This window comes from Pseudomonas imperatae (genome assembly GCF_057128625.1).
Genome location: NZ_JBSKHP010000002.1, coordinates 356879 through 372043, shown reverse-complemented (window position 1 = coordinate 372043; position 15165 = coordinate 356879). Strand labels below are relative to the sequence as shown.

Sequence of the window (15165 nt, the reverse complement as noted above, 5' to 3'; positions counted from 1 at the left end):
CCCATGCATGTAGCCTTGTGCCAATGCACGCCGCAGCCGCTGGCCGTGATCGACAACCTGGCCCGCCTGCAGGCCCAGGTGCGCGCCGCCAAGGCGCTGGGCGTGGAGCTGCTGGTATTCCCGGAGATGTTCCTGACCGGCTACGACATCGGCGTGGCCGCGGTGCAACGCCTGGCTGAAGCTGCCAACGGCCCGTCGGCCCATGTGGTCGCTGGCATCGCCGAGGCACATGGCATGGCCATCGCCTACGGCTACCCGGAGCGAGGCGCCGATGGCCAGCTGTACAACAGCGTGCAGTTGTTCGACGGGCGCGGCAACAGCCGGCTCAATTACCGCAAGACCCATCTGTTCGGTGAACTCGACCGTGCCCTGTTCAGCCCTGGTGGCGACCACTACCCGGTGGTGGACCTGGACGGCTGGCGAGTCGGCGTATTGATCTGCTACGACATCGAATTCCCCGAGAACGCCAGAAGACTGGCTCTGGCCGGGGCCGAACTGATACTGGTGCCCACCGCCAATATGCTGCCATTCGAGTTTATCGCCGACGTGACAGTGCGCAGCCGCGCGTTCGAAAACCAGTGCTTCGTGGTCTACGCCAACTACTGTGGCGCCGAAGGTTCCCTGCGCTATTGCGGCATGAGCAGCATCGTTGGCCCCGATGGCAAACGCCTGGCCGATGGCGGCGCAGGCCCGGCGCTGAGCCATGCGTTGCTCGATAGAGAGGCATTGTCAAATGCACGCCAGGCCAATGATTATCGCCAGGATCGACGCCCCGAGTTGTACCGTCCACTCAGCGCGCAGTAGTCAATATACCGCCAAGTGCCCAGCCCTCATTCCGAGGGCTTTCGTTTTTTTGGCGTCGGTAAACAATCCGTCGCTGGCGCCCGCCCCCAATGGCCTGCAAGCCAGATGGCACGCCGCCCCCAGCAAATACACGGGTGGCGCCCCCCGAAGTTGGGGAAAACAGGGCAAAGCGCCATGGATCGGTGAAAAAGCCAGCAAAACGCCAGCGTCAACTTTCCTACCTCTATACATATCAATAACTTAACCAGCCCTAACCACCGATTTTACCGGCCGGGCGCATTTTTTGACAAAAGCCATTGACAGCCTGTTGAAGACGGTCGATATATCTCTTCACCCACCGCCAAAAAGTTGTGGGAGAGCCGCACCGAAGAGTACGGCCAGGCAGCAGTCCTGAAGTACTTTGTGTAGTCCTGCCAACACTTAACCTTAATTGCCTTGACTCGCCTTTTCGCGGGTCCGTATGGGTTTTGACAACGCACTGTGCAACAAGCTTGTTTTCACGAGCGGGCGGTAGCTTTGTCCAAATAAAACGTTTTTCGAGTGGGCCGTAAGTGTCGGACCGGGCGGTAGCTTTGCCCACTGAAAGTTGCAAAACAATAAAAGCGTCGTTGTCCCGCCTTCGCGACCTTCCTAATAAAAACCGCAGCGAGTTTGTTGCCATGTCGCCACTGATCCATATCGATGAAGCCACCTCGGCCCGCTTGGTCAATGACATGAACACCCAGGGGCATGCCACCCTGGAGGGCGCCTTGACCGAGGACGGCTTGAACCAACTGCGCGCCTACGTCGAGCAGCAGGCCGCGCGCCACAACAACCAGTACTTCGCCTACCACGGCTACCCGGCGCTGGCCGGCAGTGCCCTGGCGGCGCTGGGCAAGTCCCCGGAATTCAAGGCCATGCTGGCCCGCCTGCACGCCCAGGGCACCGGCCGCGAGGCTGCCAGCGACGAGATCTTCCCGGTGCTGCGGTGCGTGCAGGGCGGCACCGGACGCAAGGAATCCAACGCCTTCCACTACGACGCCACCCTGGTGACCATGCTGGTGCCCATCTTCACCCCCGACCAGGGCGAAGAGCGCGGCGACCTGATCCTGTTCCCCAACCTGCGCAAGGTGCGCTCATGGGTATTGGTAAATGTACTGGAAAAAACATTATTCCAGAATGCACTTTGCAGAAAGTTCATAAGTGCTTGTATTGATCGAAAAATACTAAAACCAAGCACATTGAGAGTTGTCCCCGGCAACGTGTATTTCTTTTGGGGTTATCGCTCTCTGCATGCCAACCAACCGTGTGACCCGGCGTTCCGCCGGGCCACGGCGTTATTCCACTTTGGCGACCCGCATGCCGGCAGCCTGGTAACGCGGTTGATATTGAAGCTGAACCAGCATCGCGCTCGCAAAGTTGTAGCGCGCACCGATGCCCCACTGTCCTGAGTACGCCTTGACGCTGCCACCCTGGGTGGCCCTTGCCGGGAGAATTCCATGATTAACGTGACCAAGTCCTATCTGGGCAACATCGACAAGTTCAAGGCGTACGTGGACCTGATCTACGCCTCGCACTGGATGACCAACCACGGCCCGCTGTGCTGCGAGCTGGAAGAGCGCCTGAAAGAGTTCCTGGGCGTGCGCAACCTGATCCTCACCAACAACGGCACCCTGGCCCTGCAAGTGGCCTACCGCGCCCTGGGCCTGAGCGGCAGCGCCGTGACCACGCCGTTCAGCTTCGTGGCCACCAGCAGCACCCTGCAATGGGAAGGCATCCGCCCGGTGTTCGGCGACATCGACCCACGCACCTGGAACATCGACCCCGAGCAGATCGAGTCGCGCATCGGCTCCGACACCAGCGCCATCGTCGCCACCCACGTGTTCGGCAACCCCTGCGACGTGGAAGGCATCGACGCCATCGCCAAGCGCCGCAACCTCAAGGTGGTGTACGACGGCGCCCATGCCTTCGGCGTGCGCCACGCCGGGCAGTCGGTGTTCAACTGGGGCGACGCCAGCACCCTGAGCTTCCACGCCACCAAGCTGTTCCACACCATCGAGGGCGGCGCCATCGTCACCCAGGACGATGACCTGGCGCGCGAAATCCGCAAGCTGTGCAACTTCGGCATCACCGGCGTGGACCGCATCGAAGGCCTGGGCACCAACGCCAAGCTCAACGAATTCTCCTCGGCCATGGGCCTGTGCGTGCTGGACGACATCGCGCACATCTTCGAGCAGCGCGCCGAGATGGGCCACTACTACGAGGAGAAGCTGCGCGGCCACGTCGACCTGCAAGGCATCAACGACGACAACGACATCAACTACAGCTACTTCCCGGTAGGCCTGCAGAACCAGGCCGAGGCGCTGGCAGTGCGCGACGCGCTGCAGGCCCAGGGCATCAACCCACGGCGCTACTTCTACCCGTCGCTGGACACCCTGGACTACCTGCAGCCCCAGGCCGCGCAGCCACACTCGCGCGGCCTGAGCCAGCGCATCCTGTGCCTGCCGATCTACCCGGGCCTGGAGCGTGCCACCCAGGACCAGGTCATCGACACCCTGCTGCGCCAGCGCGACCAGGCGCAGCCGCAGGATGCGTCGCTGGCCCACGCGGTATAACGGCGATGACCAAGCGCTCGGTGGTGCACAACACCACGATCAGCTACCTGGGCCAGGCCTATGCGCTGCTGGTGGGGATCCTGATCATGCCGTTCTACCTGCGCCACCTGGGCGCCGAAGTGTACGGGGTGATCGGTTTCTACACCGTGCTGCAGGCCTGGCTGACCCTGCTGGACGCCGGCATGTCGCCGTCGCTGGTGCGCGAGGTCGCCCACCATCAGGGCGCGGCCCGTGAACAGCACCTGGCCGGCTGGCTGTTGCGCTCCTTCGAGCTGATCTTCCTGCCACTGGCGCTGCTGTGCGTGCTGGGCACCTGGCTGGCCAGCCCGTGGATCGCCGGCGAATGGTTGAACGCCCAGCACCTGGCCCCGCACACCCTGGCGTTGTGCGTGGCACTGATGGGCCCGCAAGTGGCCTGCCGGCTCTACGCCACCCTGTACAAGAGCGGCCTGCAAGGCCTGGAACTGCACGCCTGGCTCAACGGTGCCAACGTCGCGGTCGCCACCCTGCGCTACTTCGGCGGCCTGGCGCTGGTGGCCTGGGTGTCCCAGGACCCGGTGGTGTTCTTCGTCTTCCAGGCGGCGGTGGGTGTGTTCGAAGCGCTGCTGTTCGCCGCCAAGGCCTGGCGCCGCCTGCCACCGCCACGGCTGGCGAGCGGCTTCAATTGGGCGCTGGTCAAGCCGGTACTGCCGTTCGCCGCCAGCCTGTCGCTCGCCGCGGTGCTGTGGATTCTGCTGACGCAACTGGACAAGGTGCTGCTGTCGTCGGCCCTGTCCCTCAAGGACTACGGCTACTTCTCGCTGGTGGCGCTGGTCAGCACCGGCATCCTGATGCTGATCAACCCGCTGGTACAGACCCTGCTGCCACGCATGACCGCGCTGATGGCCCAGGGCCGCGAAGCCGACATGCAGCAGCTGTACCTGGCCGCGCACCGCTTCGTCGCCACCTTCATCGTGCCCCTGGGCGTGGTGGTGGCCCTGCACGGCGGGGCGCTGATCTACGCCTGGAGCGGCGACCGCGAGGCCGCCAACTGGGTGGCACCGATCCTGTTCTGGTACGCGCTGGGCAGCGCCATCCTCTGCCTCAGCGGTTTTCAGTTCTACCTGCAATACGCCCACGGCCGCATGCACCTGCACCTGCGCTACAGCCTGGTGTCGGTGGCGGTCACCGTGCCGGTGCTGATGCTGGCCGTGCATTACCAGGGCGCCCTGGGCGCCGCAATTGCCTGGTTCGTGCTGCGCCTGGTGGCATTCGCGGTGTGGCCGGCCTTCATCCACCGGCGCCTGGCCCCTGGCATCCAGCGGTCGTGGCTGCTGGACGTGCTGCGCATCAGCCTGATGAGTGCCCTGGGCGTGGCCCTGACCCAACCGCTGGTCAGCGCCCTGGTCGGTGACAACCGCCTGCAGACCTTCTTCGCCCTGGCCCTGTGCGGGCTGGTCACCCTGCTGCTGGTGGCCGGCAGCTACCGGCCCTGGCTGCAACGGGCGGTCCTGATCTTCAACAAACCGAGCACGCAACGATGAACAGCAGACTCGAAAGCGACATCATGAAAAACTGGGGCCCTGCTCGCGACCCGCTGCTGAGCATCGTCTGCCCTACCTACAACCACGAGCGCTTCGTGGCCCAGACCCTGGACAGCTTCCTGGCCCAGCAGACCGATTTCCCCTTCGAGATCGTCATCAACGATGACTGCTCCACGGACGGCACCGCGGCCATCGTCAGCGAGTACGCCAAGCGCTACCCGAACATCATCCGCGCGCTGCTGCAAAGCGAGAACCAGTACCAGCAGGGCAACCACCCTTGCCCCGGGCTGTTCCGCCTGTCGCGCGGCAAGTACATCGCCTTCTGCGAGGGCGACGACTACTGGACCGACCCCTTCAAGCTGCAGAAGCAGGTCGACTTCCTGGAAGCCCACCTGGACTACGTGCTGACCTACCACGACGCCATGGCCTTCAGCGACCAGGGCCTGCAGGGCATCCAGTTGCAAGGCAAGGGCCAGAGCGACGCCACCAGCCTGGAGCTGATGAAGGGCCGGCCCATTTCCACCCTCACCACCTGCTTCCGCAACGTGCTGCACGACATGCCCCGCGAGCTGCGCGGCGCGCCGCTCAATGACCTGGTGTGGTGGTGCCTGCTGGGTGCCCACGGCAAGGGCAAGTACCTGGGTGACATCGCCCCGGCGGCCTACCGGGTGCACAGCGGTGGCGTGTTCTCCATGCGCTCGGACAAGAAAAAGCTGCAGATGACCCTCAACACCTACGGCGCGCTGGCCAACTACTACTTCCGCATCGGCAACCAGCCGCTGTACGAGCACTGCCTGGTGCAGGTGTTCGGGCTGTCGCTGTCGGCGATCTCGCCGGTGAAGAAGCTGCTGGCCCTGGCGCTGATGGCCCGCAACATCAGCGTCAACCTGTTCCGGCGCCTCACCGCGTCCACGGCGCGGGGCTGAGACGGCCATGTTCAGCAATGTCCTGTTTGTCTGCGTCGGCAACATCTGCCGCAGCCCCATGGCCGCCGCGCTGCTGCGCCACCGGGTGGCCGGGCGCCTGGCCGTGAATTCGGCGGGCGTGCAGGCCCACAACGGCGCACACATGGACGTCGAGGCCCGGGCCGTGCTCAAGCAGAACCGCATCAAGGGCGGCGACCACCGCGCCTGCCAGGTTACCCCCGAACTGCTGCACTGGGCCGACCTGGTGCTGCTGATGGAACACGAACAACTGCACCGCGTTGTACGCCTGGCCCCCGAAGTACGGGGCAAGGCGTTCCTGATCGGCAAGTGGCAGAACGACCTGCAGATCGCCGACCCCTACCGTCGCCCCAAGAACGCCTTTCAGCAGACCTACACGCACTTGTCGCGCTGCGTCGATGACTGGATGCCCTACCTGAGTATCGAGGACCAATAAAAATGACTGCAATGAGCCGCTCTTCACTGGAGTACTACCAGGATACTCAGCTGGACCTGGCCACCATCCTGCGCACCCTGTTCGACCACAAGCGCCTGATCGCCTCCGTGGTCGGCAGCTTCGCCGTGGCCGGCCTGGCGTTCGCCATCCTGGCCACGCCGATCTACCAGGCCAACGTGATGATCCAGATCGAACCCAAGCGCGTGGGCCTGGACGCCACTCCGGAAATCAACACCAAGCCCAATGCCGTGTCCCAGGCCACCGCCGAGATCGAACTGATTCGTTCGCGCTCGGTGCTGGGCCAGGTGGTCAGCGAGCTGAACCTGGACATCGTCCAGCAGCCCAAGCGGGTACCCGGCATCGGCGGCTACATGGCCCGTCACTTCAAGCCAACCGCAGAACAGCCAGTGGCCGCGCCAGTGCTGGGCCTGGACAGCTTCGCCTGGGGTGGCGAGAAGATCGCCGTGTCCACCCTCGAAGTGCCGGACAGCCTGCTGGGCAAGAAAATGACCCTGGTGGCCGGTGACAACGGTCAGTACCGCGTGCTCGACAGCGACGACAACCTGCTGCTCAAGGGCCAGGTCGGCGTGCTGGCCAGCGCCGGCGATATCAGCCTGAAGGTCGACACCCTGCAAGCCCGCCCGGGCACCGAGTTCAACCTGGCGCGCAACCGCGCCCTGGTGACCCAGCTGGCCTACCAGAACAAGCTGAAGGTGGTGGAAGCCGGCAAGGACTCGGGCATCGTCTACCTGTCGCTGGAAGACCCTGATCCGGTGCAGGCTAACACCGTGCTCAACGACGTCAGCCGCCTGTACCTGCAACAGAACATGCAGCGCACCTCGGCCGAAGCCGAACAGCGCCTGCAGTTCCTGCGCTCGCAACTGCCCATCGTGCGTGGCGAACTGACCAAGGCCGAAGACGCCCTGCATGACTACCAGATGCGCAGCAAGTCGGTGGACATCAGCCAGGAAACCACCGCCCTGCTCAACCAGGTGGTGTCGGTGGACAACACCATTTCCGAGCTCAAGCTCAAACGCCCTGACCTGGACCGCCTGTATACCCGCCAGCACCCCACCCAGGTGGCGCTGACCAACCAGATCAACCAGCTGGAAGCACAGAAAGCCGCCATGCAGGCCAAGGTCCGCGTGCTGCCTGAAACCCAGCAGGAACTGCTGCGCCTGACCCGCGAGCAACAGGTCACCAACCAGACCTACACCCAACTGCTGAACAAGACCCAGGAACAGGACATCATCCGCGCCGGCAACATCGGCAACGTGCGCATCATCGACAAGGCCGACGCCAACGTCGAAGAACCGGTGAAGCCGATGCGCAAGCTGATCGTGCTGCTCTCGGTGCTGCTGGGCGGGCTGGTGGCCGTGGCCATCATCTTCATTCGCCAGGCCTTCGACCGCGGCATCGTCAACCCCGACGACATCGAGAACCTGGGCATCCCGGTGTACGCCTCAGTGCCACTGTCGCGCCTGCAGGAACGCCTGAACAAGGGCCGCCAGCCACGCAGCGGCGGCGCCGACGCCAAGCTGCTGAGCGTCGCAGAACCCACCGAACTGGCGGTCGAGTCGCTGCGCAGCCTGCGCACCAGCTTGCACTTCGCCATGCTCGAGGCGCGCAACAATGTGCTGATGATCTCCAGCCCCAGCCCGGCGGTGGGCAAGTCGTTCGTCAGCGCCAACCTGGCGGTGATCATCGCCCAGACCGGGAAGAAAGTGCTGCTGATCGACGCCGACATGCGCAAGGGCTACCTGCATAAAGTGCTGGGCCTGCAACCGCGCCACGGCCTGTCGGATGCCCTGGCCGCACGCCTGAGCAATCGCGAGGTGATCAACGCCACGGCGGTGGACAACCTGCACTTCATCTCCTGCGGCTTCGCGGCGCCTAACCCGTCCGAACTGCTGATGCACGACAACTTCCACAAGCTGCTGCGCGAGCTGTCGCCCAAGTACGACCTGGTGATCATCGACACCCCGCCGATCATGGCGGTCACCGACGCTGCCCTGGTGGGCCGCCAGGCGGGCACCACGCTGCTGGTGGCGCGCTTCGGCAAAAGCTCGATCAAGGAAGTGGAAAGCGCCAAGCGCCGCCTCGCGCAGAACGGCGTGCTGGTCAAGGGCGCCATTTTCAACGGCATCCAACGCAAGGCCGCCACGGCCGAATACGACTGCTCTGCCTACAACTACGGCCCCTCCAAGAAGTGACCGGCCAGCCATGACCCCAGGCCTTTGACACCCCCCGCGCCACCGCCGGGGGGCAAGCGAGAACAGCACCATGAGCCACTTCACTGACAGTTCCAATTGGTACCTGATCCAGACCAAGCCACGCCAGGAAGGTCGTGCCGAAGAACACCTGATTCGTCAGCAGTTCGAGTGTTTTCGCCCGCTCAAGGCCAACCCCGATAGCGCCCGCAAGGCACGCAAGGCCGTCGAGGAAGAGCTGTTCCCCGGTTACCTGTTCATTCGCCTGGAAGAAGGCGACAGCTGGTACCCGATTCGCTCCACCCGTGGCGTCTGCCGCATCGTGGCCTTCGGCGGCGCGCCCTGCCCGGTGCCCGCCAGCCTGATCGCGCAGATCCGCCAACGCCTGGCCGCGCCGCAACCGGTGCCCAGTTTCAACCAGGGCGAGGCCGTGATGGTGCGCACCGGCAACAGCGAGATCCAGGCCATTTTCCTCAGCGACGACGGCCAGGAACGGGCGGTGATCCTGCTCAACCTGCTGCAACGCGAACAGCGCGTCAGCCTGCCCAAGAGCAGCCTGTCGCGCGTGGCCCTGCCAGCCTGCTGAACCTGCGCCAGCCAAACAACAAGAGGGGGATCCGCCATGCTTGCGACTACCACCCTGGTCACCCTGACCTACGGGGACCGGCTTCACTACCTGACAACACTGATTGAGCGCTCGCTGGCCTGCGCCGAGATCGCCCAGGTGATCGTGGTCAACAACGCCGCCAGCGCCGACCTGGGCCAACTGCTGCGCCGCTGGCCCGTCCAGGTGCAGATCATCGACCTGCCCAGCAACACCGGCTCGGCCAACGGCTACGCCGTGGGCATCAACGCCGCGTTGCAGGCTGGCGCCGAATACATCTGGCTGATGGACGACGACAACGCGCCAACCCCCGGCGCCATCGAATTGCTGCATCAACGCCTGGCCGAGTGCTCGCGCAAGCTGGGCCGCGCCCAGGTGGCCGTGCAGGGCTTCCGCCCTACCCACCAGGCCGACATCGCCGCCGGCGTGCCACGGCGCTTCGCCTTCCCGCACCGTTCCAGCTGCTTCGGCTTCCACATCGCCCAGCTGCCCTACAAGCTGTGGCGGCGCCTGCCCTGGGGCAAGCCCCACGCCGACAGCCTGCACCACAGCCTGGTGAAGCTGCCGTTCGCCACCTATGGCGGCCTGCTGGGCCACCGCGCCATGTACGAGAACATCGGCCTGCCGCGCACCGACATGATCCTGTACGCCGACGACACCGAATACACCCGGCGCATCACCGCCAGCGGCGGGCACATTTTCCTGGTCACCGACGCCCAGCTCGAAGACCTGGAGCACTCGTGGAACATCAAGGCCCGCACCGGCAACATCTACGAGGCGTTCCTGCTCGGCGATTCCGACCTGCGCGCCTACTACACCGCCCGCAACCAGGCCTGGTTCGACAAGTTCGTGTGGGCCCGCTGGGGCTGGATGTACAGCCTCAACCGCGCCGTATTCATGACCCTGCTGCACCTGGTGGCCTGGCGCCGTGGCACCCACGCCCGCTTCGCCCTGCTGCAGCAGGCCATCGCCGATGGCGAGGCCGGCCGCCTTGGCCTCAACAAGTTGTTCCCGCTATGAACGTGCTCTTCCTTTCCAGCCTGTACTCGCCAAACATTGGCGGCGGCGCTGAAATCGTGCTGCAACGCACGGTCGAAGGGTTACACCGGCGTGGCATGAGCGTGTGCGTGCTGACCACCGGCGCCGCGGCCGGCCTGGTCGAGGACCAGGTCAAGGGCGTGAAGGTGTACCGCGCCGGCGTGCTCAACACCTACTGGCACTTCAGCGACCAGCGCCCCAACGCCCTGGCGCGCCTGGGCTGGCACCTGCGCGACCGCTACAACATGGGCATGCGTGCCTATGTGCGGCAGGTGATGCAGCAGGAAAGCATCGACCTGGTGGTGTGCCACAACCTGGGTGGCTGGTCGGTGGCGGTGTGGGATGAAATCGCCAAGGCCGACGTGCCGATCGTGCAGGTGCTGCACGACATGTACCTGCTGTGCCCCGGCAGCCTGATGTTCAAGAAGCGCCAATGCTGCAACGGCCCCTGCACCCTGTGCCAGACCTTGCGCCAGGGCCACGCCGAACGTTCGGCGCAGGTGGACGCGGTGGTGGGCGTCAGCCACTTCCTGCTCGACCGCCTGCACAACGCGCGGTTCTTCCGCAACGCCTCGTCCCATGTGATCTACAACGCCAGCCCGCGGGTGGAAGAAGTCATGCCGCACTGGCCCAAGGGCCGCCTGGCCCACAGCGAGCCGCTGCGCTTCGGCTTCCTGGGCACGCTGTCGGACCACAAGGGCGTGCGCTGGATGATCGAGCAGTTCAAGCGCCTGCCGTTCAACGCCACCCTGCAGATCGCCGGGCGCGGGCAACAGGACTACGAGCGCGAGCTGCGCCAGCTGATCGGCGATGCCGAGAACATTCACCTGGTGGGCTACCAGTCGCCCGAGAGCTTCTACCGGCAGATCGACGTCGCCCTGGTGCCGTCCCTGTGGCACGAGCCCTTCGGCCTGGTCGCGGTGGAAGCCTGCGCGCACTCGGTGCCGGTGATCGCCAGCCACCGCGGCGGCCTGCCGGAGATCATCCGCGAAGGCATCAACGGCCTGCTGTGCAACCCCGACGAGCCCGACTCGCTGGGCCTGGCCATGCTGCGCCTGTACCGCCAGCCCGAGCTGCGCCGGCAACTGGCCGGCCAGGCGCGGGCCAGCGTGGCCCCCCTGCTGGACATCGATCGCATGCTCGACAGTTACCAACAGCTGTTCTTCCAGGTTTACCAGAACCGAGGCGCCCATCATGCAAACCAGCCTGCCTCCGAATCGCTCTAGCCGCGCACCGCGCATCGCGCTCAGCAAGTCGCTGATCGTGGTGCTGGTGGCCATCAGCCTGATCGTGGTGGAGACGTTCTCCGGCGCCCTGCGCTTCTACCTCGACCAGGCCGGCGCCTCGGCGCTGCTGTACCTGCCCAAGGCCGCCTGCCTGGCGCTGTTCGCCGTGGAGCTGCTGACGTTCAAGGGCAGCCGCAGCTTCTGGATCACCCTGTTGCTGTTGGTCAGCGCGGCACTGCTGGGCATGCTCCACGGGGCAGCGCTGAACAACGTCGGCTTCGCCTTCTACATGTACGCCCCGTTCCTGTTCGCCCTGGTGTGCGGCACGCACCTGGAGCACCGCAAGCGCCTGCTGGCGGTGGTGGTACTGCTGTGCCTGGCGGCGTCGCTGGCAGGCCTGGCCCTGGACAAGTACACCGCGGTGCCCTGGAAGGGCTACAGCTACAGCATCGGCGACACCGAGGTCAGCGCCAACATGAGCTGGAATGAAAACGGCGTGGACCGCATCGCCGGCTTCACCCGCATGTCCACGGTGCTGTCGGTGATGATCGCCGTCTTCAGCCTGTACCTGACCGCCTTCATGCGCTCCAACATCCTCAAGCTGCTGATGTTCGGCACCTGCATGGTGGCCATCTACCTCACCACCAACAAGTCCACCGCCGTGGCCTACGCCTGCACCGTGCTGATGTTGCCCCTGCTGCAACACCGCCTGACCTGCCGGGTGATCTTCACGGTAGTGGTGGCCATGGGCATCGCCCTGCCGGTGATGGGCCTGATGATGACCTTCGACAACAACGCCGATTCGGCCCAGAGCGGCGTACTGGCGTCGTTTTACGACCGCCTGATGAACACCTGGCCGAACCTGGTGTTCAACCAGTGGAGCCAGGGCTGGACCTGGCTGGGCGCAGGCTTCGGCATGGTCGGCAGCACTGCCAGCGCCTTCCCCATCTACAGCGCCAGCGCGCCGGTGGTGGCCGACAACAGCGCGCTGTACCTGTGGGCCACCTTCGGTGCCGCGGGCCTGGTGGTGTACTGCCTGATGATCGCGCTGATGATCGGCCTGCGTGACAAGAGCACGCGCCTGTCCAGGGCGCTGGTCAGCGTGTGCTTCTGCCTGACCCTGGTCAGCTGGACCACCGACGTGCCCGAAGCCTCGGTCGCCGCACTGTTCCTGGGCTTCGCGGTGTCGGTGGCCCTGCGCCGCAAGGCCATGCCTGCCGCAGCCCGTCGCGCCAACCCGCTGCCCAGACTCCGACCCCCAGCCCTTGCCCTGCCCGTGCGAGCCCTGTGAGCGATCATGCGAAGACTGCCTCTCTATCTGGCCCTGGCCGTCCAGGGCGCCATGACCACCGGAGTGGTGGCAGCCGCCGAGCCGTTCATCGTCGGTACCACCACCCATTTGATGGACGGCTCGCCGCTGCTGGCGCACCAGTTCCAGCTGGCCAGCGAAGCCGGCATCAACTCTGTGCGCGAGGACGCGTACTGGGCCCGCGTGGAACTGGCCCCGGGGCAGTTGCAGTTCCCCACCAGCTGGCGCGAGTACGACGCGGCCAGGACTGGCCGGGGCATGGCCAACCTGGTGATCCTCGACTACGGCAACCAGTTCTACGAGAACAACGCGCTGCCGCGTACCCCGGCGGTCAGCAATGGCTTCGCCAGCTACGTGGACTTCGTCACCCGCGCCATGGCCGGGCGGGTGAACCTGTACGAGGTGTGGAACGAGTGGGACCTGGCCGGCGCGGGCGACCGCAGGCTGAGTGACGACTACCTGGCCCTGGTCAAGCTGACCAGCCGGCAGATCCGCCAGAACGACCCCAAGGCCAAGGTGCTGGCCGGCGCCGTCACCACTGCTGGCATCAACGAAGGGTTTGCCGACCGGCTGGTGCAGGGCGGCGTCGCGGACTGGGTCGACGGCCTGTCCCTGCACCCGTACGTGCACTGCTACGGCGAGAGTGACGTGCGCAAGACGCCGGAAGGCTGGATTCAGTGGATGACCGCGGTGGACCAGCGCCTGACCCGCCTGGCCGGCAAGCCAGTGCCGCTGTACCTGACCGAGATGGGCTGGCCGACCAACACCGGCAAATGCGGCATCGATGAAGACACCCAGGCCCAATACCTGGCCCGCGCCTACTTCCTGGCCAAGACCCGGCCCAACATCCGCGGCATGTGGTGGTACGACCTGGTCGAGGACGGCACCGACGCGGAAGAGTTCGAGCACCACTTCGGTCTGCTGCGCCCCAACCTCGCGCCCAAGCCGGCCTACAACGTGCTCAAGGCCATCAGCCCGGTGCTCACCCAGTACCGCTACGACAGCCTCAAGAGCCTGCAGGCCGGTGACCTCTACCTGCTCAATTTTGCCAAGGGCGACGAGCAGGTGCTGGTGGCCTGGACCGTCGGCCAGCCGCGCCAGGTAAAGATCGAAGCCAACGGCCGTCAGCAGGGCCCGGTACAGACCCTGGACACCCGCCACCCCGAGCGTGGCCGGGTCACTTCGGGGCAATGGCAGTGCCCCAAGGCTGAAGAAGAACACTGCACCACGGTCATCACGCTGGACGTTTTCCCCCGAATCATCAGCCTGGGCACAGCCAGTTGGCTGTTCACCCGCTGAGCGACAAGGCCAAGCCTTGAAGGAACGAACGATGGTTGTCATCAATGCTCGTTTTCTCACCCAGGAGCTGCGCGGCGTGCAGCGCTTCGCCGAACAGGTGAGCCTGGCCCTGCAGGCCCGGCGCCAGGACGTGGTGTTCGTCTGCCCCGACCGCATCCAGATGCACGACACCGCCCGGCGCCTCAATGTACAAACCGTCGGCCGCCATGGCGGCCACCGCTGGGAACAGCTGGAGCTGCCGCGCTACCTGCGCAGCCAGGGCTCGCCGCTGCTGGTGTCGCTGGGCGCCACCGCACCGCTGATGTACCGGAACCAGATCGCCACGCACCACGACATCACCTACGTGCGCCACCCCAGGAGCTACACCTGGGCGTTCCGCACCAGCTACCGGGTGATGACGCCGATTTTGCTGCGGCACCTGAAAAACCTGATCACCGTGAGCGACTTCTCGCGGCGGGAAATCTCAGAGTTCTATGACTTTCCCAAGGAACGCATCCTGGTGGTGCCCAACGCCGTCAGCGACGAATTCCAGCCCGGCGTTGCCGGCAAGCAGCGCAGCCCCTACCTGCTGGCCGTGTCATCGCCCAGCGAGCACAAGAACTTCACCCGCATGATCCAGGCCTTCCTGCAGCTGCGGGGCCACGAGCGCGTGCAGTTGCGCATCGTCGGCGGTGCCAACGGCATCTTCGCCGACGCCAACCTGGAGCGCCTGGCCAACAGCGACCCGCGCATTCGCTTCCTTGGCCGCCTCAGCGACGAAGAGCTGATCACCCAGTACCAGGGCGCCGCGGCCTTCGTCTTCCCCTCGCTGTACGAGGGGTTCGGCATCCCGCCCCTGGAGGCCCAGGCCTGCGGCTGCCCGGTGCTGGCCGCCAACGCCGCCTCGATTCCCGAAGTGCTGCAGTCCAGCGCGCTGTACTTCGACCCCCTGGACGTGGAGCACATCAGCCAGGCCATGAACCTGGTGCTGACCAACCAGTGCATCCGCCAGCAACTGCGCACCCTGGGCCTGCACAACGTGTCGCGTTTCGACTGGGAGCGCTCGGCGGCGCTGGTCAGCGAACGCATCGACACCCTGCTCGCCGAACCGCCCCCACACCGCGGCGCACTGCCCTTGAACGCCAGCGTACCCAAATAATCGCGGGGCCCCGGCCCTGCCATAACAACAATTGGTGGCA

General features: G+C 65.2%; 13 protein-coding genes. All 13 read left to right on the top strand.

What is annotated here, in order from left to right; genetic code table 11:
- Positions 1-3: 3 nt before the first annotated feature.
- Positions 4-804, top strand: a complete 801-nt coding sequence (locus ACWKWX_RS04385; protein ID WP_483827096.1) for a carbon-nitrogen hydrolase family protein — start codon at positions 4-6, stop codon at positions 802-804.
- 659 nt (positions 805-1463) lie between these two features.
- Positions 1464-2234: a hypothetical protein gene (locus tag ACWKWX_RS04380; RefSeq protein WP_416427185.1), complete on the top strand. Its 771-nt coding sequence runs from the start codon at positions 1464-1466 to the stop codon at positions 2232-2234.
- A gap of 48 nt (positions 2235-2282) precedes the next feature.
- Positions 2283-3398, top strand: a complete 1116-nt coding sequence (locus tag ACWKWX_RS04375) for a DegT/DnrJ/EryC1/StrS family aminotransferase (RefSeq protein ID WP_416427186.1) — start codon at positions 2283-2285, stop codon at positions 3396-3398.
- A gap of 5 nt (positions 3399-3403) precedes the next feature.
- Complete coding sequence (locus ACWKWX_RS04370; protein ID WP_483827095.1) at positions 3404-4921, top strand: oligosaccharide flippase family protein; 1518 nt, start codon at positions 3404-3406, stop codon at positions 4919-4921.
- Positions 4918-5847 (top strand): glycosyltransferase family 2 protein, encoded by a 930-nt coding sequence (locus ACWKWX_RS04365; protein WP_416427188.1) that lies wholly within the window; start codon positions 4918-4920, stop codon positions 5845-5847. The genes ACWKWX_RS04370 and ACWKWX_RS04365 overlap by 4 nt, the downstream gene beginning before the upstream one ends.
- A gap of 7 nt (positions 5848-5854) precedes the next feature.
- Positions 5855-6301 (top strand): low molecular weight protein-tyrosine-phosphatase, encoded by a 447-nt coding sequence (locus ACWKWX_RS04360; protein WP_416427189.1) that lies wholly within the window; start codon positions 5855-5857, stop codon positions 6299-6301.
- Between the two features lie 2 nt (positions 6302-6303).
- A complete protein-coding gene (locus tag ACWKWX_RS04355) occupies positions 6304-8514 on the top strand; it encodes a polysaccharide biosynthesis tyrosine autokinase (protein ID WP_416427190.1) in 2211 nt (736 codons plus the stop codon).
- A 70-nt stretch (positions 8515-8584) separates the two neighbouring features.
- Positions 8585-9097 (top strand): transcription/translation regulatory transformer protein RfaH, encoded by a 513-nt coding sequence (gene rfaH / locus ACWKWX_RS04350; RefSeq protein WP_416427191.1) that lies wholly within the window; start codon positions 8585-8587, stop codon positions 9095-9097.
- Between the two features lie 36 nt (positions 9098-9133).
- The gene (locus tag ACWKWX_RS04345; protein WP_473004685.1) at positions 9134-10135 is read left to right on the top strand and encodes a glycosyltransferase; all 1002 of its coding nucleotides are present in this window, start codon (positions 9134-9136) and stop codon (positions 10133-10135) included.
- Positions 10132-11379 (top strand): glycosyltransferase family 4 protein, encoded by a 1248-nt coding sequence (locus ACWKWX_RS04340; RefSeq protein WP_416427193.1) that lies wholly within the window; start codon positions 10132-10134, stop codon positions 11377-11379. The genes ACWKWX_RS04345 and ACWKWX_RS04340 overlap by 4 nt, the downstream gene beginning before the upstream one ends.
- On the top strand, positions 11348-12670 hold the full coding sequence (locus ACWKWX_RS04335) for a hypothetical protein (RefSeq protein WP_416427194.1): 1323 nt from the start codon (positions 11348-11350) through the stop codon (positions 12668-12670). The genes ACWKWX_RS04340 and ACWKWX_RS04335 overlap by 32 nt, the downstream gene beginning before the upstream one ends.
- A gap of 6 nt (positions 12671-12676) precedes the next feature.
- Positions 12677-13987: a glycoside hydrolase 5 family protein gene (locus ACWKWX_RS04330; protein WP_483827094.1), complete on the top strand. Its 1311-nt coding sequence runs from the start codon at positions 12677-12679 to the stop codon at positions 13985-13987.
- Positions 13988-14018: 31 nt separating this feature from the next.
- Positions 14019-15125 (top strand): glycosyltransferase family 4 protein, encoded by a 1107-nt coding sequence (locus tag ACWKWX_RS04325; RefSeq protein WP_473004688.1) that lies wholly within the window; start codon positions 14019-14021, stop codon positions 15123-15125.
- The last annotated feature ends 40 nt before the right edge of the window (positions 15126-15165 follow it).

Excerpts from the sequence above, each read along its gene's own strand:
- ACWKWX_RS04385 (WP_483827096.1), top strand. The coding sequence starts at position 4 with ATGCATGTAGCCTTGTGCCAATGCACGCCGCAGCCGCTGGCCGTGATC.
- ACWKWX_RS04380 (WP_416427185.1), top strand. The coding sequence starts at position 1,464 with ATGTCGCCACTGATCCATATCGATGAAGCCACCTCGGCCCGCTTGGTC.
- ACWKWX_RS04375 (WP_416427186.1), top strand. The coding sequence starts at position 2,283 with ATGATTAACGTGACCAAGTCCTATCTGGGCAACATCGACAAGTTCAAG.
- ACWKWX_RS04370 (WP_483827095.1), top strand. The coding sequence starts at position 3,404 with ATGACCAAGCGCTCGGTGGTGCACAACACCACGATCAGCTACCTGGGC.
- ACWKWX_RS04365 (WP_416427188.1), top strand. The coding sequence starts at position 4,918 with ATGAACAGCAGACTCGAAAGCGACATCATGAAAAACTGGGGCCCTGCT.
- ACWKWX_RS04360 (WP_416427189.1), top strand. The coding sequence starts at position 5,855 with ATGTTCAGCAATGTCCTGTTTGTCTGCGTCGGCAACATCTGCCGCAGC.
- ACWKWX_RS04355 (WP_416427190.1), top strand. The coding sequence starts at position 6,304 with ATGACTGCAATGAGCCGCTCTTCACTGGAGTACTACCAGGATACTCAG.
- rfaH (WP_416427191.1), top strand. The coding sequence starts at position 8,585 with ATGAGCCACTTCACTGACAGTTCCAATTGGTACCTGATCCAGACCAAG.
- ACWKWX_RS04345 (WP_473004685.1), top strand. The coding sequence starts at position 9,134 with ATGCTTGCGACTACCACCCTGGTCACCCTGACCTACGGGGACCGGCTT.
- ACWKWX_RS04340 (WP_416427193.1), top strand. The coding sequence starts at position 10,132 with ATGAACGTGCTCTTCCTTTCCAGCCTGTACTCGCCAAACATTGGCGGC.
- ACWKWX_RS04335 (WP_416427194.1), top strand. The coding sequence starts at position 11,348 with ATGCAAACCAGCCTGCCTCCGAATCGCTCTAGCCGCGCACCGCGCATC.
- ACWKWX_RS04330 (WP_483827094.1), top strand. The coding sequence starts at position 12,677 with ATGCGAAGACTGCCTCTCTATCTGGCCCTGGCCGTCCAGGGCGCCATG.
- ACWKWX_RS04325 (WP_473004688.1), top strand. The coding sequence starts at position 14,019 with ATGGTTGTCATCAATGCTCGTTTTCTCACCCAGGAGCTGCGCGGCGTG.